The 19,719-nt window shown below is 65.3% G+C and carries 16 protein-coding genes; 10 read left to right on the forward strand and 6 right to left on the reverse strand.

Annotated elements, in window-relative coordinates; genetic code table 11:
- Positions 1-8: 8 nt before the first annotated feature.
- Together POS15_RS15860 and aceE are read right to left on the reverse strand one after the other, a co-directional pair.
- Positions 9-2,390, reverse strand: a complete 2,382-nt coding sequence (locus tag POS15_RS15860) for an NACHT domain-containing protein (RefSeq protein WP_284128465.1) — start codon at positions 2,388-2,390, stop codon at positions 9-11.
- Between the two features lie 124 nt (positions 2,391-2,514).
- Positions 2,515-5,202 (reverse strand): pyruvate dehydrogenase (acetyl-transferring), homodimeric type, encoded by a 2,688-nt coding sequence (aceE, locus tag POS15_RS15865; RefSeq protein WP_284128466.1) that lies wholly within the window; start codon positions 5,200-5,202, stop codon positions 2,515-2,517.
- A 115-nt stretch (positions 5,203-5,317) separates the two neighbouring features.
- On the opposite strand from aceE, the gene POS15_RS15870 reads away from it, so the two are divergent.
- The 4 genes from POS15_RS15870 to POS15_RS15885 all read left to right on the forward strand — a co-directional run bounded on the left by POS15_RS15870 (position 5,318) and on the right by POS15_RS15885 (position 7,558).
- The gene (locus POS15_RS15870; protein ID WP_152663705.1) at positions 5,318-5,506 is read left to right on the forward strand and encodes a hypothetical protein; all 189 of its coding nucleotides are present in this window, start codon (positions 5,318-5,320) and stop codon (positions 5,504-5,506) included.
- A gap of 165 nt (positions 5,507-5,671) precedes the next feature.
- The gene (locus POS15_RS15875; RefSeq protein ID WP_019186201.1) at positions 5,672-6,175 is read left to right on the forward strand and encodes a PadR family transcriptional regulator; all 504 of its coding nucleotides are present in this window, start codon (positions 5,672-5,674) and stop codon (positions 6,173-6,175) included.
- 90 nt (positions 6,176-6,265) lie between these two features.
- On the forward strand, positions 6,266-7,063 hold the full coding sequence (locus POS15_RS15880; RefSeq protein ID WP_046272875.1) for a siderophore-interacting protein: 798 nt from the start codon (positions 6,266-6,268) through the stop codon (positions 7,061-7,063).
- A gap of 57 nt (positions 7,064-7,120) precedes the next feature.
- Complete coding sequence (locus tag POS15_RS15885) at positions 7,121-7,558, forward strand: hypothetical protein (RefSeq protein WP_284128467.1); 438 nt, start codon at positions 7,121-7,123, stop codon at positions 7,556-7,558.
- A gap of 225 nt (positions 7,559-7,783) precedes the next feature.
- Here POS15_RS15885 and POS15_RS15890 read toward each other — a convergent pair whose 3' ends face one another.
- Both POS15_RS15890 and POS15_RS15895 read right to left on the reverse strand, forming a co-directional pair.
- Entirely contained in the window at positions 7,784-8,485 is a 702-nt protein-coding gene (locus tag POS15_RS15890) for a YceI family protein (RefSeq protein WP_019186198.1), read from the reverse strand.
- A gap of 85 nt (positions 8,486-8,570) precedes the next feature.
- Positions 8,571-9,161, reverse strand: a complete 591-nt coding sequence (locus POS15_RS15895; RefSeq protein ID WP_019186197.1) for a malonic semialdehyde reductase — start codon at positions 9,159-9,161, stop codon at positions 8,571-8,573.
- Between the two features lie 128 nt (positions 9,162-9,289).
- Here POS15_RS15895 and POS15_RS15900 point away from each other — a divergent pair, with 128 nt between their 5' ends.
- The 5 genes from POS15_RS15900 to POS15_RS15920 all read left to right on the forward strand — a co-directional run bounded on the left by POS15_RS15900 (position 9,290) and on the right by POS15_RS15920 (position 12,964).
- Positions 9,290-10,261, forward strand: coding sequence for a mitochondrial fission ELM1 family protein (locus POS15_RS15900; RefSeq protein ID WP_284128468.1), 972 nt, complete (start codon positions 9,290-9,292; stop codon positions 10,259-10,261).
- Between the two features lie 57 nt (positions 10,262-10,318).
- Positions 10,319-11,182, forward strand: coding sequence for a DUF2145 domain-containing protein (locus POS15_RS15905; RefSeq protein ID WP_284128469.1), 864 nt, complete (start codon positions 10,319-10,321; stop codon positions 11,180-11,182).
- Positions 11,183-11,249: 67 nt separating this feature from the next.
- Positions 11,250-11,771, forward strand: a complete 522-nt coding sequence (locus POS15_RS15910; protein ID WP_284128470.1) for a hypothetical protein — start codon at positions 11,250-11,252, stop codon at positions 11,769-11,771.
- Positions 11,772-11,805: 34 nt separating this feature from the next.
- Entirely contained in the window at positions 11,806-12,333 is a 528-nt protein-coding gene (locus POS15_RS15915; RefSeq protein WP_284128471.1) for a hypothetical protein, read from the forward strand.
- Positions 12,334-12,409: 76 nt separating this feature from the next.
- Positions 12,410-12,964 (forward strand): queuosine precursor transporter, encoded by a 555-nt coding sequence (locus POS15_RS15920; protein ID WP_046272868.1) that lies wholly within the window; start codon positions 12,410-12,412, stop codon positions 12,962-12,964.
- 312 nt (positions 12,965-13,276) lie between these two features.
- Here POS15_RS15920 and glnE read toward each other — a convergent pair whose 3' ends face one another.
- Positions 13,277-16,117 carry a bifunctional [glutamate--ammonia ligase]-adenylyl-L-tyrosine phosphorylase/[glutamate--ammonia-ligase] adenylyltransferase gene (gene glnE / locus POS15_RS15925; protein ID WP_284128472.1) on the reverse strand — a complete coding sequence of 947 codons (2,841 nt, stop codon included), beginning with the start codon at positions 16,115-16,117 and terminating at the stop codon, positions 13,277-13,279.
- A 373-nt stretch (positions 16,118-16,490) separates the two neighbouring features.
- Between glnE and POS15_RS15930 the strand changes: the two genes are divergently transcribed.
- On the forward strand, positions 16,491-18,005 hold the full coding sequence (locus POS15_RS15930) for an acetyl-CoA hydrolase/transferase family protein (protein ID WP_070471520.1): 1,515 nt from the start codon (positions 16,491-16,493) through the stop codon (positions 18,003-18,005).
- A 212-nt stretch (positions 18,006-18,217) separates the two neighbouring features.
- Here the strand turns inward: POS15_RS15930 and POS15_RS15935 are convergent, their stop codons facing one another.
- On the reverse strand, positions 18,218-19,591 hold the full coding sequence (locus tag POS15_RS15935; protein WP_284128473.1) for a VOC family protein: 1,374 nt from the start codon (positions 19,589-19,591) through the stop codon (positions 18,218-18,220).
- Between the last annotated feature and the right edge of the window lie 128 nt (positions 19,592-19,719).

Here is a 19,719-nt window from a genome sequence, read left to right on the forward strand (position 1 = left end):
AATTCCAATTATACGGCGCTAGCAGGATCAGGCACATCGAGCGCTACGACCCCAGAGCGCTGGTACTCCAACAACTGTCCTTTCATCTCGTCTATAACTTTTACTCTAAGGTGTGCAACTTTTGCATCCAAGAGCCTGCACACGTTACTTGCATGCTTTCGCTGGTCCACTGAGATTGATCTAACTTCTCTAGCAAAGAAGCAGCCGAGATGAATGGCGGTAGCTAGCAACTCGTCAGCGAAGGGGTTCTCCTCTATGAAATCCTCTAGCGTTCTAAACTCGCTGAGCTCAATGAGAGAAGTGCAGTACCAAAACATTCTTAGCTGCCGATCTAGATCGTTACCGTCACCAGCAGCTGCCCATTTGTACAGCCCGTTTTCCAACTTTTCCACCCCCCCTAGCGCCACGGAATCACGAGCCTCCAGATAGTGACCTAGGAAGTCTGTAATCGGATACTCCGAGAGCTCTCCAAGTACCTTCGACGAAGCAGTTGCGGCAGCGTTGATCACCCATTTCCAGACGTCTAGCCTCGCATCGAGCCTTGAGAGATAACAAGCTTGAAGTGCAAGCCCGATCGCCATGTACGAGTCTTCAGGACGCGTCGCTTGATCAGTGGCGATGTCCAACAAATCCGTAACTGAATCAGGCTGTCCGCCAAAATAGAAGACTACCGAGTTTCTCCACCATTCATCATTGATTACGTCCTTCACGTGATTTACATCTGGAAAGCCTTTGGCGGCGAAGAACTCTTGAAGCAAATGATGCTTGAACTCCATCTCCTCGGAATCTCCTCGAAGCAAACCCGATCGATCTACTATCTCCGATACCATTACATCCAAGTCAGCAGCCAAATTCATCGCAATCAGCTTTTCTCTGGCGTAGCAGACAAACTGATCCCTGGTGAACTTACTGTGACCGCTAGACTGAAGATCAAACGCAAAAGCAGACAGTAAGTGATCTTTGACCTTAGATTGATACTGCTGAGACATACCCTTCTTCTCGTCCCATCTACCAAGCATCAGCTCGCAGAATTTAGAGAAAAGCTCGGTAATATTTGCTGGAATATCTCGCTTATCCCCTCCGGCGGAGACGGCGAACACAGTCACCAGCAACGGATTCAGCTCAATCCCATGTATAGAGTCGAGTTTACGCAAGATCTCTCGCCTCCATTCTCCGTTAGCAATTCCCTCACCGTGGATACCATTGAGCATCTTTGAGGCATCTTCCATGTTCAATGGAGAGATCCTGTATCGCTGGAATGCCTCAAGACCCTCCAACTTAGAGATGGATGTATATGGTCTACTCCCCAAGACTACGGAGCATTTCGAGTATTGCTCCATAAATATTCTCAGGAAATCAACTACAGATTGACGATCATTGTTTTCCGCTAGTTCATCCAGACCATCCACGAGGAGCACAACTACCCCCGCCTCAAGATCATCGAGCGAAAATGGACTGGACTGGAGACCTGGGAGCTTGAGTGATATTTTCTCTAGGACACTAAAAACAGTGTGGCCGGCGGCATCGACAAGTTCATGGGCACGTATAAAAAGAGGGACTTTGTACCTTTTTTCCGACACTACCGATTGCTTTGCTATCAAGTACGCCAGTCGAATTAGGAGCGTCGTCTTCCCCGCTCCAGCGTCTCCAACAAGAAAAGCGCGCACTGCACCTTTGGAAAGGAGAGATGTGCCTGAAATCTCCTGATACTGAAAGTCTCGATCGATAAATCCACTTCGCTTGCTGATAGTTGGGCTGTGCCATCCCAATCTAACATCTACGTATCTTTGATCTGACGCTGCGGCAAAAGCTCCAATTGTCGAGTGAATTGGATTCTTATCGGAGAGGATGCTCAGATCCTCTACCCGATCTGCCATTATTTTCAGATAAGGCGAGACATTAGCAACTACGCCACTCCATATCTCCGGACAGCTTTGATCCACTTTCGCAATCAGGTCATCTCTGTCAAGAAATCGAAGTCTCGGCTCGTTAACCTGGTCAGATATATAGGATCTCGCAGCCTGATTAATCCTACCAGATGCAACTACGTACACCATGCTCGGTAGCGATTTCTTCTTTGTCCTAGTACAGGCGTGAGGATGGTTAAGGGCGGTCCTCACTTGGGCAACGAGAGCATGAAGATTTCCAGACGGGTCCGAGGACAGATTAATGTTGCCTTTTTTTGTCTGGACAGCCGTGAAGTTTTCTACCCCGAACTTATCTACCTCAACGAAAATCGCATCCTTTCCATACTCTTCCGGGCCACAAGTATCTCTTCCATCGGTGTAGCCTAACGACTTGAATAGCCTCCGAACTAAGGCGTCTCGAAAGTCATCTTCACTTAAGTCCGAGATGAACTTTTCTTTCTCTGTCTGAGATATGTGCAGCATTCCCTCACTCCTCCCTGATTAACCTGCCTTGCCGTGGCCCAATGGGCCGCCTGTACATTCCGATAGATGATGCAACAAAAAGGCGGCCCCGGGGCCGCCTTTTTTTCTAACTGTTAGTGGTCCATCAAACCCCGACAGGATTAGCCTTCTCAGGATCAATCTTGTACTGCTTGATCGCCCGGGCCACATCCTTACCCGTCATCTTCCCTTCCTTCGCCAGCGCCGCAATCGCGGCATGCGCGATGTAGTAACGGTCAACCTCGAAGAAGCGACGCAGGTTGGCACGCGTGTCCGAGCGGCCGAAGCCGTCGGTACCCAGCACCGTGTACGACATCGGCACGAACGAGCGGATCTGGTCCGCGTACGCACGCACGTAGTCGGTGGCGGCAATGGCCGGGCCCTGGCGGCCTTCCAGCAGCTCGGTCACGAACGCCTTGCGCTGCTCGCCTTCCGGGTGGAAGCGGTTGTAGCGCTCCACGTCGAAGCCGTCGCGGCGCAGTTCGTTGAAGCTCGGGCAGCTCCAGATGTCGGCGGTCACGCCGAAGTCCTTGTCCAGCAGCTCGGCGGCGGCAATGGCTTCGCGCAGGATGGTGCCCGACCCCAGCAGCTGCACGCGCAGCTCGCCCTTCTTCGGCTTGCCGGCGTCGGTGAGCAGGTACATGCCCTTGACGATGCCGTCGGCCGCGCCTTCCGGCATTTCCGGGTGGGTGTAGTTTTCGTTCATCAGGGTGATGTAGTAGTACTCATCAATCTGATCTTCCATCATGGCCTTGGTGCCGTGCTGCAGGATCACCGTCACTTCGAAGCCGAAGGTCGGGTCATAGCTGCGCACGTTCGGAATGCCACCGGCGACGATATGGCTGAAGCCATCTTCGTGCTGCAGGCCTTCACCGTTCAGCGTGGTGCGGCCGGCGGTGCCGCCCAGCAGGAAGCCACGGGTACGCATGTCGGCGGCCTGCCAGGCAAGGTCGCCCACGCGCTGGAAGCCGAACATGCTGTAGTAGATGTAGAACGGCAGCATCGGCACGTTGCTCACCGAGTAGCTGGTGCCGGCGGCCATCCACGAGGCGATGGCGCCCGGCTCGCTGATGCCCTGCTGCAGCACCTGGCCGCTCTGGTCTTCGCGGTAGAACATGAGCTGGTCGGCATCGACCGGCTTGTACTTCTGGCCGAACGGCGCGTAGATGCCGATCTGGCGGAACAGGCCTTCCATACCGAAGGTACGGGCTTCGTCGGCCACGATCGGCACGATGTGCGGGCCCAGTTCCTTGTCGCGCAGGGTGATGTTCAGGCTCTGCACGAAGGCCATGGTGGTGGAGTAGCTGCGCTCGCCGCTGCTCTTGAGCAGGCGCTCGTAGCTTTCCAGCTTGGGCGCCACGAAGCTCTTTTCGGCCTTGCGACGGCGCTGCGGCAGGTAACCACCCAGGGCGGCGCGGCGTTCCTGCAGGTACTTCACTTCCGGCGAATCCGGGCCCGGGTGGTAGAACGGCACCTGGCCGTCGGCCAGCTGGGCGTCGGTCACCGGGATGTTGAAGCGGTCGCGGAAGTGGCGGACGGCGTCGTCGTCCAGCTTCTTGGTCTGGTGGGTCGGGTTGAGTGCTTCACCCGCGCTGCCCATGCCGTAGCCCTTGACCGTCTTGGCCAGGATCACGGTGGGCATGCCCTTGGTGTTCACCGCTTCGTGGTACGCGGCATACACCTTGTGCGGGTCGTGGCCACCACGGTTGAGGCGCCAGATGTCATCGTCACTCAGGCCGGCGACCATCGCAGCGGTTTCCGGGTACTTGCCGAAGAAATGCTCGCGGGTATACGCGCCGCCGAAGGCCTTGCAGTTCTGGTATTCGCCGTCGACGGTTTCCATCATCAGCTTGCGCAGGATGCCGTTGGTGTCCTTGGCCAGCAGGGCATCCCAGTAACCGCCCCACAGCAGCTTGATGACATTCCAGCCGCCGCCACGGAAGACGCCTTCCAGTTCCTGGATGATCTTGCCGTTGCCACGCACCGGGCCGTCGAGGCGCTGCAGGTTGCAGTTGACCACGAAGATCAGGTTGTCCAGGCCTTCGCGGCCGGCCAGCGCGATCGCGCCGAGGGTTTCCGGCTCATCGCTCTCGCCGTCGCCGATGAAGCACCACACCTTGCGGTCGGACTTCTCGATCAGGCCACGGTTCTCCAGGTAACGCAGGAACTGCGCCTGGTAGATCGCGGCCAGCGGGCCCAGGCCCATCGAGACGGTCGGGGTCTGCCAGTAATCGGGCATCAGCCACGGATGCGGGTAGCTGGAGAGGCCACCGCCGTCCACTTCCATGCGGAACTTGTCCAGCTGGGCTTCGTCGATGCGGCCTTCCAGGAAGGAACGCGCATAGATGCCCGGGGCGCTGTGGCCCTGGATGAAGAGCAGGTCGCCGGGGTGGTTGTCGCTCGGGGCGCGCCAGAAGTGGTTGAAGCCCACGTCATACAGCGTGGCGCCGGAGGCGAAGGAGGCGATGTGGCCGCCCAGGTCGCCCGGCTTGCGGTTGGCGCGCACGACGGTCGCCATCGCGTTCCAGCGGATGATGGAACGAATGCGCCATTCCAGTTCGGCGTTGCCCGGGCTCTTGGCCTCCAGGGTCGGCGCGATGGTGTTCACGTACTCGGTGGTGGGAGAGAACGGCAGGTAAGCACCCGAACGACGGGTCAGTTCCACCATGCCTTCCAACAGCTGATGCGCGCGCTCGGGGCCCTCGACATCAATAACGGCCTTCAGCGACTCGATCCATTCCTGGGTTTCCACAGGATTCGGGTCGTTGTTCAGCACCTCGTTCAACCAGTTCATTTGCGCTCCCATGACCGCACGCACGCGCGCGACTGTTTTAGATTTCTAGCCGCAAAGTGTAGCGCACCAAGGGGTTTGCTTACTTCGCTACGGTTGCGTATGGAACCATCCGGGCGTGTCCGGAAGGACAGCCGGCGACAGCGCGCGGGCCGCGCTGGAAGGTTCCACGCTGCATTTCAGCCTGCCCGGCAGCGATGACACCGGCGCGTCAGCGGGACACCGATGGACAGCGCAGGCGCTGCGGCGCGGGCGATTGGCGCAGTTCGTGCGCGATGCGACGCCGGCTGAGCGCGCATCGGCGTGAATCATCGGGCGTGCTGGAAGGCCGGGGACGGGGGCAGTGTTCCATCACGAGCACGCACCGTCACACGCCGAATTGACCTGAACGCATCCCTGCCATGCGTGCGCAGTTGCTGGCCGAAACGGAGTTTTCGATATATCGTTCCGCCACTGCATTCGATATATCGAAATGACCTCTCCGCGCGACCTCGACCGCCCTGCCCGCCCGCTGACCGCCCGGCCCCTCAGCCGCGGTGATCTGCGCCTGCTGGTGCTGTCGCTGCTCGCCGATCAGCCGCGCCACGGCTATGAGCTGATCCAGCTGATCAGCGACATGTTCGTGCGGGTCTACACCCCCAGCGCCGGCTCGATCTACCCGGTGCTGGCGCAGTTCGAGGCCGCCGGCTGGGTCGGCGCGGTCGAGGACGGTGGGCGCAAGCGCTACGCCCTGAGCGCGCTGGGCCAGGCCGAGCTGGAGGCACAACGCGACGAGGTCGATGCAGCGGTGCACCGGGTACGCGACAGCGCGCGCACGATCACCAAGGCCAACCTGCCGCCGTCCGTGCGCGATGCGCTGCGCGAGCTCAAGCACGCGCTTGGCCTGTGCCATGGCCGCTGGCAGGACGACAACGCCGCCGCCGTGGCCCAGGCGCTGCGCGAGGCCGCCGCGCGGATCCGGGCGCAGGGCCGCTGACCCCCCTTCTTCTTTTCAGACCCAGCCAGCCTCCGCCCGCCAGGTCCTTCTCTCTCAACGCCGCGCTGCGGCACTGATCCAGGTATTCCCATGGCTCTGCATGAAAACCGACTGCTCCGTCATACCGTGAAGTTCCGCCCGCTGCAGGTGCTGCGCACCGAAGAGATCAGCCCGTGCATGCGCCGGGTGATCGTCGGTGGCGAGGCGCTGGAGGGCTTCGATTCGCCCTCGCCGGACGACCACGTCAAGCTGTTCTTCCCCAACGCCGAGGGCCAGTTCGTGGTCCCGACGATGACCCCGGAAGGCCCGCGCTACCCGGAAGGCCAGACGCCCTCTCCCTCGCGCGACTACACCCCGCGCTGGTGGGACCTGGAGAGCAACGAGCTGGCGCTGGACTTCGTCATGCACGGCGACGGCCTGGCCTCGACCTGGGCGGCCAATGCGCAGCCGGGCGATGCGATCGCCGTGGGCGGCCCGCGTGGCTCGCACATGACCGCCGATGACTTCGACACCTACGTGCTGATCGGCGATGAAACCGCGCTGCCGGCGATCGGCCGCTGGCTGGAGACGCTGCCGGAAGGCGCCAATGCCGATGTCTACATCGAGATCCCCGAATCCGGCGACCGCCAGGAGCTGCCGGAGGACGACCGCATCCGCATCTCGTGGCTGGAGCGCAACGGCTTCGACGCCGCCACCAGCACCCTGCTGGAAGACGTGCTGACCGATTTCGAGGAACCGGACGGCGACACCTTCTACTGGATCGCGGCCGAATCGCGCCGGGCCCGGATGATGCGCAAGTACATCGAGGGTCACCTGGGCGTGCCCAAGGACTGGATCCGCTCGACCGGCTACTGGAAGGCGCACGGCAGCGAGCACCACGACGACTGAGCCCGCGACGGGCACCGGCCGCGAATGCGACAATCGCGTTTTGTGCCGGTGCCTTTCATGCAAGCCCCTTCTCTTTCGGCACTGACCGATCTGATCGACCGCGCCGAGCGCGCCGATCCCGCGCTGGATGCCGCCCTGGCGGCGCTGGCGCCCTCCGTGGGCGGGAACATCGCCCCGCTGCGCACCGCCCTGGTGCCCCTGGCCCGCGCGCAGGCCGCGCTGGTGCAGGCGAACATCGATATCGACCTGGTCGCCGATGAGCTGCGCCGCTACCAGAAGTACGCGATGCCCGGTAAGCCGAGCCTGCAGATCGTGCAGCTGCGCAAGCAGCAGGCCTCGGTGAAGCAGGCCGCGCTGCTGGCCCGCCAGGCGTTCGCCCAGGCGACCCATGCGTTCCTGCGCGAGAGCAGCCTGACCGCGCCGGCACGCCGCACGCCGACCGATTTCACCACGCTGTGGCTGGGCAAGGTGATCGCGCAGGTGGCGGCGGGGTGATCATCACTCCGGTGGCGGCGGCTTGATCGCGCTGGTATCCACGCATGGCGTGGATCTACCCCGGTCCCGTCAACGGTAGAGCCACGCCATGCGTGGCTGCGCTTCGGCGGAATTCCTGGTTGCCAGCCAGCGGCCGGCACTACCGGGTATCGATCGGCCGCTGCGCAAAAAGAAAGCCCGCCAATTGGCGGGCTTTCTGCCTTCTCACGACGAGTGAGGAGAAACTCAGGCAGCCGGCTTTTCGCCAGTGGCCTCGGTGGTGATGCGGATGTTCACTTCATCGCTGACGTTCGGGGCGTACGCGCCGACGCCGAAATCGCTGCGCTTGATGGTGGTGGTGGCATCGAAGCCCGCCGCCGGCACCTTGGCCATCGGGTGCTCGCCGCCGCCGTTGATGGTCACATCCAGGGTCACCGGCTTGGTGATGTCCTTGATGGTCAGGTCGCCGGTCACGGTCAGCTTGTTGGTGCCGTTGGCTTCAACCTTGGTGCTCTTGAAGGTGGCAGCCGGGAACTTGGCGGCGTCGAAGAAATCGGCGCTCTTCAGGTGCTCGTCAAACTTGGCGGTGAAGCTGTTCAGGCCGGTCAGCGGCAGCTTCACTTCCACGGTGGACTTGGTCACGTCCGCGGCGTCATACACCAGGGTGCCTTCGGCGGCGCCGAAGTGCGCGGTCGGGTGCGAGAAGCCGAAGTGGCTCCACTGGACCAGCACGTCGGTGTGGGTCGGGTCTAGCTTGTAGGTGCCCGAGGCGATCTGGATCGCATCGGCGGCCGGGGCGGCAGCCGCAGCGTCCGTGGCGGGGGCGGCGGTTTCGGTGGCGGCCGGCGCATCGGCAGCCGGGGCAGCGGCTTCGTCGGCCGGCTTGGAGCAGGCGGCGATGGCCAGGGTCAGGGCGAGCGGCAGCAGCAGTTTGCGGGTCACGGTCATGTCAGGTCTCTCTCGTAATCGAAGGGAAAAGAAAAAAATTCATGCAGCCCATCCGCACGGACGGGCCACGATCCGGCGGTAACGCTTATGCGATGCGGGCCGCTTCGTCGAAGGACAGGCGAGGCAGCCGCGGGAACAGGCCCGAGGCGTCACCGTACCCCAGGTTGACGAGGAAATTCGACTTGATCGCGGTGCCCTTGAAGAAGGCTTCGTCGACCTTGGCGTTGTCGAAGCCGGACATCGGGCCGGCATCCAGACCCAGCGCGCGGGCGGCCAGGATCAGATAGGCGCCCTGCAGGCTGCCATTGCGGAAGGCGCCTTCGGTGCGCCCTTCACGCGGGCCATCGAACCATGCCTTGGCATCGGTGTGCGGGAACAGGAAGGGCAGCTTCTCGTGGAAGTCTTCGTCGAAGCCGACGATCACCGTGACCGGGGCAGCCAGCGTCTTGTCGTGGTTGCCCTCCGACAGCGCCGGGGCGAGCTTGGCCTTGGCTTCGGGGGATTTCACGAACACGAAGCGCGCCGGGCTGCCGTTGGCGGCGGTCGGGCCCCACTTGAGCAGCTCGTACAGCGCCTTGAGCTGGCTGTCGTCCACCGGCTTATCAAGGAAGGCGTTCTGGGTGCGGGCGGTACGGAACAGCTGATCGAGCGCAGCATCGTCAAGGACGTGGGACATGAAGCCTCCGGAAATAAGGGAATCGTTCGCGCATCGGCTACCGTGGCAGGGCGACAGCGCGATCTGCGAAGGCTGGCAGTGTAGAGTGTCGCGACAGTTGCAACACCCAGCCTGACTGAAACGAATTAATGCCATACGTGAAACGATGGAGTCCGCCCTGGACGATCACTGACGGCCGTGCCGGCAATGTGCGGCAGGCGGTGGCCCTGGCCACGGCATTGAAGCTGGGGGCGCATCGTCCGCTGGTGCTCACCCCGCGTGCGCCCTGGCGCTGGCTGGCCCCGCGCTGGTTGCCGGGTGCGGCCAACGGCTACGGCGAGGCCTTTGCCGCACTGGCCGCCGAGGCCCCTGAGCTGGCCGTCGGCTGTGGCCGCCAGGCCGCCGGGGCACTGCGCGAACTGCGCCGCTGTGGCACCAAGGTGGTGCAGATTCTCGACCCGCGCCTGAGCCCGCGCCACTGGGACCTGCTGGTGGTGCCCGAGCACGATCGCCTGCGCGGCAGCAACGTGCTCACCCTGCTCGGCAGCCTCAATCCGGTCAACGATGACTGGCTGGCCTGCGGCCGTGCCGCGTTCGCTGCGTTCAGTGCATTGCCCGGCCCGCGCACTGCGTTGCTGGTCGGCGGGCCGACCCCGCACGCGCCCTGGCACGAGCCGGACATGGTGCAGGTGTTCCAGCAACTCGCTTCGCAGCTGCGCGCCGAAGGGGGCAGCCTGCTGGCGACGACCTCGCGACGCACACCACCGGCCCTGGTCGGTGCACTGCGCAGTGCGTTCGCCGATGTGCCGAACGTGATCTGGGGCGACGGCGGCGACGGCGTGAATCCGTATGCCGGCCTGCTGGGCTGGGCCAACCGCGTGGTGGTCTCGCCGGATTCGGTGAACCTGCTCTCTGAAGCGTGTGCCACGCGCATGCCGGTCGCGGTGGCCCTGGCCGAGCAGGCGCAGGGGCGGCTGGCGCACTTCCAGCACGCGCTGCGCGAACGTGGCCGCTTGCAGGCGCGCTGGCTGGACTGGCAGACGCAAGGCCGCATCGAACCGTTGCGTGAGACCACGCGGGTTGCCGAGGACGTGCGCGCACGGCTGGGGATTCAGGCCTGACGTCCTTGCACAACGCTATGATGCGGCCGCGGCCGGTGCCGCCGGAGACCGTGTGACATGGACGTACCCTGCGCTGCGCTGATCAAGCGCCTGCATCCCGCCCTGCTGTGCGCTGTATTGCTGGGCGCTGCGCTGACCGCGCAGGCCGAACCGCAGTGCACTGAACGCTACCCCACGCCGGCCGCGCTGGCCTCGATGTTCGATGTGGCCCTGGCCACCACCGATGCGCTGGATGCACTCGATGACGTGGACGTGGTGCTGATCGCCCGCGGCGGCCAGGACCTGAGCAAGTACGGCCTGCGCCACAGCCATCTTGCCTTCCTGCTGCGCGAGGACGATGGCCAATGGCGCGCGGTACACCTGCTCAACCCCTGCAAGACCGCACAGTCGCACCTGTTCCGCGAGGGCGTGGCGACGTTCATCGGCGAGACCTCCAGCCATACCGACCTGCGCATCGGCGTGCCGACGCCCGCCCTGCGTGATGCCCTCAAGGCGATGCTCACCCAGCCGGCGATCCAGGCCAAGGCGCTGCACGAGGCGCGCTACAGCGTGGTGGCCTATCCGTTCCGCACCGAGTACCAGAACTCCAACCAGTGGGTGCTGGAGGTGCTGGGCGCGGCGATGGCGCAGGTAGAAGAGCGCACCTTGATCGTCAACCGTACCCAGGCCCAGCAATGGCTGCAGCGGCACATGTATACGCCCAGCACGCTGCACATCGGCGTGGCCAAGCGGCTGGGCGCGCGCTTCTTCGTGCCCAATGCGGCCGTCACCGACCACCCGGCCAGCGAGCGCATTTCCGGCAACTATTCGGTGGTGACGGTGGAATCGATCTTCGATTTCCTGCAGCTGCGCAGCAGCCTGCAGCAGGAACTGGCCGTGCCGCATGTGCCGGTGAAGGGCATTACCGCGCCCAAACCGTGAGTCAGCGGCGGGCAGTACGCCAGCGGGCATACTGCGGGCCCAGGTTGAGCCACCAGAAGGATCTTCGATGACACGAGTTTCGCGCCGCCTCGTTACGCCGTTGTTGGCCATTGCCGTGTGCGCGACCAGCCTGCCGGCACCCGCGCAGGTGGTGGGCATCAATCACCCGGTGGCCAGCAGCGCCATCATGACCTCGGTGGTGAGCGTGGTGGTGGTGACCGCACCGGTGTGGCTGGTCTCGGCCGGCCTGAGCAAGGCCAGCGACGCCTCGGCCCGGCGCAGCCGCGCGGCCAAGGACGCGCGTGGCAAGGCCGGGCCGCTGCCGCCGCTCACCGTGGAGAAGGTGGACCACACGCCTGAAGGCGGCATCGAGATGGCCCTGCAGAATCCGCAGGCACCGAATGACCTGGCCGTGATTGCCTGGCCCGCGCGCGCGGACAACCCGGCAGCAGCGGTGGCCGTCGGTGATGTCCTGGCCCTCACCCCTACGCAAGGTGGCGCCGGCTGGACGGTGACCACCGCCGAGGGCACGGCGCTGGCCTTCCTGCCCATCGATGCGGCTGCGGCGCAGCCGAGTGCGCGCTGGTGACCCGTTGCTGTCCCCTGCCCACTGGAGCCGTTGCATGAACCGCACTTCCCGCCCTGCTGTTGCGCCGCTGCTGGCGCTGGCCCTGCTCGCGACCAGCTTGCCGGCCGGCGCCCAGAACCTCAGCAATGCCTCGCCCGTCACCAGCAGCGTGCTGACGACCTCGGTGGTGAGCCTGGCAGTGATCACCGCGCCCGTCTGGCTCAGCGCGCTGGGGGTCAGCCAGCTGCATGACGCCTCCATGCCACACAACCGTGCCGCCCGGGCCGCGAAGCGGCAGAAGGCCGGCCCGTTGCCACCGCTCACCGTGGAGCGTGTGACGCACCAGCCCGATGGCAGTTACGAGGTGGAGCTGAAGAACCCCCAGGCCCCGGAGGCCCCGGCGGTGGTGGCATGGCCGGCGCGCGCCGACAACCCGGCAGCAGGTGTGAAGGCAGGCGATGTGCTCGATTTCACGCCTACCCCGGCCGGCGCGGGCTGGATGGTGGCCGATGCCCAAGGCACCGCGCTGGCATTCCTGCCGACCAGCGATGCGGCCGCCACCAGCATGAGCGAACGCTTCTGACTGAACCGGTCCGGGCTGGCCCTGGGCCGGTCAAGCCCGGATAATCCGCGGCTTCCCCCTCCTCTTCCGGCTCGCCATGTCCGCGCGTCCTGCCATTGCCTTTGCCCCGTTGACCCCGCGCTCGCTGCTGCTGGCGGTGTTGGCCATGGGCGCGGTGGTGCTCGGCTCGAACGTGCTGGTGCAGTACCCGATCAATGACTGGCTGACCTGGGGCGCCTTCAGCTATCCGGTCGCGTTCCTGGTCAGCAATCTGATCAACCGCCGCTTTGGTCCGGCCGCCGCACGGCGGGTGGCCTGGGCCGGTTTCGCGCTGGCGGTGCTGCTGTCGATCTGGATCGCCACGCCGCGGATCGCGGTGGCCTCGTGCCTGGCCTTCATCGCCGCACAGCTGCTGGACATCACCGTGTTCGACCGGCTACGCCGCGGGCACTGGTGGCGCGCGCCGATGGTGGCGACGACCTGCAGTGCGACGCTGGATACGACCATTTTCTGGAGCATCGCGTTCGCCGGCTCCAGCCTGCCGTGGGTGAGCTGGGCGCTGGGCGACCTGGCGGTGAAGCTGACGATCGGCGTGTTCCTGCTGGCGCCGTTCCGCGCGCTGCTGTGGAAGATGGCGCCGCGCGCGGTGTGACATCGGGCGCCGATCGCCCGGTGTAGCGCAGGCGGCAGGGCATCGCTATCGGTCGGGCATCACTATCGGTCGGGGATCGCTATCGGTCGGGGATCGCTATCGGTCGGGGATCGCTATCGGTAGTGCCGGCCGCTGGCCGGCTCTGCAGAGTTCATAGGAGCCGGCCAGCGGCCGGCACTACCGGTGCCAGAGCGGTGCCAGAACGGTGACAAGACGGTGCCAGAGCGGTGCCAGAGCGGTGCCAGAGCGGTGCCAAGGCGGTGACAGAGCGGTGCCAGATCACCGCGAAGCCTACGCCCGGGCAAACCGCCATCAACCCGCCACGTCGATCCGCTGCTGGAACGGCAGCCCTGCTGCATCGCTCGCCGCGATGATCATCGCGCGCGCGGCTTCCAGGGCGGGCGTCGGTGGCGCCAGGCGCGGGCGGCGGTCCAGCGTGCAGGCCAGGCCCACGTCCAGCAGGGCGGCATGCGCCTCGTGCAGGCCCTCGCGGGTGCCACCAGGCAGCCACGCAATCGCCGCCAGGGCGTCGATCAGGCTGGGGGTATCGCGCGGTTCCACCACCTGCGGGTGCGTGCCGGCGCTGTCGAGCACGCCGGTCTGCAGCAGGAACTCCAGATCGACGATCCCACCCGCGCCCTGCTTGAGGTCGAGCCGCGCCGCGTCGCTGCGGTCCAGCTCGGCACGCATGCGCGCGCGCATTTTCAGCACGTCGGTGTAGAGCACGGCGTTGTCGCGCGGGCGTGCGAGGGTATCGGCGCGCACCCGCTCGAAGTCGGCCAGCAGCGAGGCATCGCCGGCGATCGCGCGGGCGCGCACCAGTGCCTGGTGCTCCCAGGTCCAGGCGCGTTCGCGCTGGTATTCGGTGTAGCTGGCCAAGGAGGAGACCAGCGCACCCTTGCCACCGTCCGGGCGCAGGCGCACGTCGATGTCGTACAGGCGGCCGGCAGCGGTGACCGCCCCGAGCATCGCCATCACCTTCTGTGCCAGGCGCGCATACCAACGGCCGGGATCGAGCGGACGCGGGCCGTCGCTGCTGTCCTGTCCGGCCGGGTGGTCGTGCAGGAAGACCAGATCCAGATCCGAGCCGAAGCCCAGCTCCAGTCCCCCCAGGCTGCCGTAGCCGATGATCGCGAAGCGTCCGCCCGGAATACCGCCGTGCTGGCGCTGCATATCGGCCTGCACCAGCGCGAGTACGGTGACCACGACCGCCTGGGCAAGCTCGGCCAGCTCCCGGGTGGTATCGACCGCTCGCTGGCGGCCATCCAGCGTGGCCATCGCCATGCGGAAGCTCAGCGCCAGCCGTGTCTCGTTGAGCAGGCGCAGCGCGGCCTCGGGATCATCGATGGTCAGCGCGATATCGCACTCGGCCTGCATGCCCGCCGCATCCGGCATCGGCCCGGAAACGCGCACATCAAGCAGTTCGTCGAGCAGCAGAGGATAGGCGGCCAGCCGCTCGGCGAGCAAGGCGCTGCGGGCGAGCACATCGACCAGGCGTGCGAGCGCGCTGGGTTGTTCGTCGAGCAGGGCCAGATAGCTGGTACGGCGCATGACCGCCTGCAGCAGGCCGAGCACGCGCTTGAGCGCGGCATCCGGCTGCGGTGAGCGTGTAGCGGCGTGCAGCAGTGCCGGCAGCACGCGGTCCAGGCGCGCACGCGGGGCATCGGACAGCGACTTCACCCCGGAACTCTGCGCGAAGTCGCGCAGGGATTGATCGGCACTGCCGGCATCGAAGAAGCCGGCCTCGGCCAGCACCTCGGCGCTGCCGTTGTCGGGCAGGCCCCGCCAGTAGCTGGCCAGTGCATCCGGCGCGGCCTGGCCACGGCGTGGTGCGAGCAGCGCGGCGAACTCGGTGCTGACCCGCGCGCGCTGCACATCGAGCGCGGCAACCAGCGCCTCCCAATCTTCGTAACCTAGCCCGGCGGCGATGCGCAGGCGGTCCGTGGCGTCGGTGGGGAGCGCGTGCGTCTGCGCGTCGCGCAGCATCTGCAGGCGGTTCTCCAGGCGACGCAGGAAGCCGTAGGCATGCAGCAGGTCGGCGCCGTCCTGTTCGGCCATCTGGCCGGAGGCGACCAGTGCCGGCAGCGCGTGCAGCAAGCGACGCTCGCGCAGCGGTGCCTCGCGGCCACCGCGGATCAGCTGCAGGGCCTGCGCGAGGAATTCGATTTCGCGAATACCGCCGGGGCCGCGCTTGATGTCGTCGTGCATCTCGCGACGCGACACTTCGGCGGTGATCGCGGCCTTCATGTCGCGCAGGCCATCGAGTGCGGTGAAATCCAGATAGCGGCGGTAGACGAACGGGCGCAGTGTCTGCAGCCACGCTTCGCCCGCCGCGATGTCCCCGGCGACGGCGCGCGCCTTGAGCCAGGCGTAGCGCTCCCAGTCGCGGCCTTCGCGCTGGAAGTACTGGTCCATGCCGGCGAACGACAGCGCCACCCGCCCGGCGTTACCGAACGGGCGCAGGCGCAGATCGACGCGGTGGCTGAAGCCATCCACGGTGGTGTCATCCAGCAGCCGCGCCAGGCGCTGGCCGAGGCGTGCGAAATACTCTTCGGCCGCCAGCGGACGCGCACCGTCGGATTCGCCGCCCTGCGGGTAGGCGTAGACCAGATCCACATCAGAGCTGAAATTGAGTTCGCCACCGCCGAGCTTGCCCAGCCCGAACACGACCAGCTGCTGTGCACTTCCGTCGGCAGCGCGGACCACGCCATGACGGCCGGTGAATTCCTGCTCCAGCGCGGTCAGCGCCAGTTGCAGGCACGCCTCCGCCAGGTGGGTGGCGCCGGCCAGCGTCGCAGGCACGTCATCCTGCCCGGTCAGGTCGCGCCAGATCAGGCGGGTGGAGGCGGCGGTGCGGTAGCGGCGCAGGCGCTGCTGCCATTCGCTGGGCTGCAGCGGATCCAGTTCGGGCAGGGGCAGCGGTGGGCAGCCGTTCTGGGTGAGGTGGGACAACAGCGCCGGCTGGCGACACAGCGTGTCGATGGCGAAATCGCTGGTGACGGCCAAGGCGCGCACGGTGTCCAGTACGGGAGCCGGCGGCGGCCAGTGGCCGGCCTCGGTCAGCGACAGGGCCAGGCGCGCCAACGCGCGATCAACCAGGGGAACAAGGGCGTCGGGGACGCGCGCGGGCGCGGCGAGATCAGAAATCGGCATGGGGGGATTATGTGGCATCGCGGCGTGGCGGTCCCCGGCCAGGCGCCATCGCGGTAACGCGGTCATCGACCGGCGCGTGACGCATCGTTGAGCGGCGCGGCATGCCTGTCACCGAACGGCGGGAATAAAAAAGCCCGCTTGCAGCGAACTGCCAGCGGGCTCTGCTCCCTCCCCCACGTCGGGATGCAGGTCGATCTTCTAGGGTCGGCGGAGAACTTGCACGCTGCACTGCAAAACAATACTTGCGGGTACAGAAGTGGGCGGCAAACCTGAACAGGGAGGCGCGGATGTGAAAACGCCATCCCACCAAGGTAGAACCCCTGCCGCTGCATGGATCGCCGATAATGGGGATCCCCCCAGAAACGTTGTCGTCATGTCTGTCGATCGCATTGCAAACGCGCGTCTCCGTGACCGCGTTGTCTCCGCTGAAGCTGCCGCCGCCCTGATCCAGCCGGGTGAAACCGTCGCCATGAGCGGCTTTACCGGTTCAGGCTACCCCAAGGCGGTGCCGGTCGCGCTGGCGCAGCGCATCGAGGCGGTGCACGCCCAGGGCCTGCCCTTCCAGATCAGTCTGATGACCGGCGCCTCGACCGCGCCGGAACTGGATGGCGCGCTGGCCAAGGCCGATGGCATCGCGATGCGCATGCCGTTCCAGAGCGACCCGGATGCGCGCAACCGCATCAACGAGGGCAAGCTGGATTACATCGACATCCACCTCAGCCATGTCGCCCAGCACGTGTGGTTCGGCTTCTATGGCGACATCGATACCGCAGTGATCGAGGTCTCGGCGATCCGCGAGGATGGCTCGCTGGTGCCCTCCACCTCGGTCGGCAACAACAAGACCTGGCTGGACCTGGCCAAGAAGGTGATCGTCGAGGTCAACGAATGGCAGCCGGCCGGCGTGGACGGCATGCATGACATCTACTACGGCACGGCGCTGCCGCCGCACCGCAAGCCGATCCCGCTGGTGCACGCCAACGACCGCATCGGCGAGACCGCACTGCGCTGCGACCCGGACAAGATCGTGGCGGTGGTGCGCACCAACGGCCCGGACCGCAACAGCCCGTTCAGCCCGATCGATACCACCAGCGAGCAGATCGCGCAGTACCTGATCGAGTTCCTCAAGCACGAAGTGGCCAAGGGCCGCCTGCCGGCCAACCTGCTGCCGCTGCAGAGCGGCGTGGGCAACATCCCGAACGCGGTGCTGGCCGGGCTGGCCAAGAGTGGCTTCCGCGATCTGAGCGCGTTCACCGAGGTGATCCAGGACGGCATGCTCGACTTGCTGCGCGATGGCGTGCTGAGCTATGCCTCGTGCACCGGCTTCGCGTTGAGCCCGCAGGCGAACGAGACCTTCAAGGAGCACATCGACTTCTACCGCGAGCGCATCATCATGCGCACGCAGGAGATCTCGAACCACCCGGAGCTGGTGCGCCGCCTGGGCTGCATCGGCATGAACGGCATGATCGAGGCCGACCTGTACGGCAACGTCAACTCGACCCACGTGATGGGCAGCCGCATCATGAACGGTATCGGCGGCTCGGGCGACTTCGCGCGCAACGGCTTCCTGTCCGCGTTCCTGAGCCCCTCGACGGCGAAGAACGGCAGCATCTCGGCGATCGTGCCGATGGTCAGCCACGTGGATCACACCGAGCACGATGTCTCGGTGATCGTCACCGAACAGGGCCTGGCCGATCTGCGCGGGCTGACGCCGCGCAAGCGTGCGCGGGTGGTGATCGACAACTGCGCGCACCCGGATTTCCGCGATCAATTGAACGATTACTTCGACCGCGCCAGCCGCGAGAGTTACGGCAAGCACACCCCGCATCTGCTGCCCGAAGCGCTGTCGTGGCACCAGCGCTGGCTCGATACCGGCACGATGAAGGCGTGATGGTGCACGGTACCGACCAATGGTCGGTACCTACCGGGGCGTTCTGTTTCCGGGTCGCGATGTAGGGACCGCGGCGTTCTGTTTCCGGGTTGCGATGCACGGACCGCGGCGTTCTGTTTCCTGGTAGTGCCGGCCGCTGGCCGGCTCCACGCATTACCGTCCGCAAGCCCGGATGCGCGTTTGGTACATGAAGAGCCGGCCAGCGGCCGGCACTACCGTACAGCGTTGCGAAGGCTCGCCAGCGACTCGGCCTGCAGCCGCTCGTAGATGGCGAACTCGTCCTCCACCTTCATGCCCAGCGCCTGCTCGAAGGCATCGCGGTTGGCATGCGCGACATAAGCACGCTGTTCGTCGCCGCCCAGGTTGGACTGGAAGATGCCTGCGGCGCTGACCGGCAGGAAATCTTCGTAGACGATCGGATCGGCGCTGGCCAGGCCAGCGGCGATCAGCGCTTCGGCCGGCAGGTCGCCGACTGCGGCCGGGGTGGCGCGGCCAGCATCGGTCAGGGTGTACCGGTAGTAGCCCAGGCCTTCGCGGCGCAGGGTGTCGTGGTCATCCGGGAAGGCGCTGAATGCCGCCGCCAGACGCGTCGGATAGTCCTGGCCGGTACTGCCGGCGCCGCCGCTGTCTCGCGCCTGTGCAAGCAACTGGTCATACAGCGCGCGGCCCTTGGGTGTCAGCGCGAGGCCGCGCTGTTCGATCTCACCGAAACGCGCGGTATGCGTGCCGGCGTCGCCTGCATCGCCAGAGGGGAACTGCACGGTTTCTTCCAGCGCCTTGAAGCTGGTCTGGCGCAGCAGGATCGGGCAGCGGCGCGGTGGCGGGCCTTCGATCACGGCCTTGGCATCGATGCCGCGTGCAAGCATGCCGGCCTGCGCAGCGTCGATGTCCAGCGTACGCGGGGTCAGGTGGTTGATGTGCGGGCCGCGGAAGCTGACCACATCGGCGATCAGCCGGTGCGCGTCGTGCAGCGCGTGGTAGGTGGCCAGCGAAACCGTCGCATCGCCATGCCAGCGGAAAGTCTCCAGCGCTTCGATGACGAAGCGGCGCGCATCGGCTTCATCCAGGCCACCCTCGCGTTCTGCCTGTTCGATCAGGGCCAGCGCGGCATCGGTGAAGATCCGGCGCTGGGCGAGGATGGCAGCGGACTGCTCACGCAGCGCGACATTCTCGATCAGCTCCAGCCGCAGCAGCGAGGTGAACACGCGGAACGGGTTGCGCGCCAGCGCCTGCGCGGTGCGTGGGCGGAATGCGGTGGAATGCACCGGCACGCCGGCCACCGAGAGGTCGTAATACCCCACCGGGTACATGCCCATCAGCGCGAACAGGCGGCCCAACGTCGCCAGTTCCCCGGCAGTGCCGACCCGGATCGCGCCATGGCGCTCCTGGTCGAGGCGGGCGCGTTCGTCGGTGCGGTCCAGCTGTTCGGCCAGCGCCGGGTTGGCGGTCAGCACGGCGTCGTTGATCTCGGCCACCAGGTCGACCAGCGTGCCGTACAGCGGCACTTCGGTGCGGTACATGGTGGACATCGCCTGGGCGAACAGGCTGCGGATATCGTCGGGTGAAACGAAACGGTCGGCGCTCATTACGTACTCGGCAACGGATCACGGGGAGGGACAGCAGTCGGCCATTGTCGCCGAGGCGGTGGCGCGCGGCGATCTGCACAGCAGCAAAGGTGAGCGACAGGGTAGCGCCATGCCATGCGTGGCCGCGC

It is taken from the genome of Stenotrophomonas sp. BIO128-Bstrain, from assembly GCF_030128875.1.
Taxonomy (GTDB): Bacteria; Pseudomonadota; Gammaproteobacteria; order Xanthomonadales; family Xanthomonadaceae; genus Stenotrophomonas; species Stenotrophomonas bentonitica_A.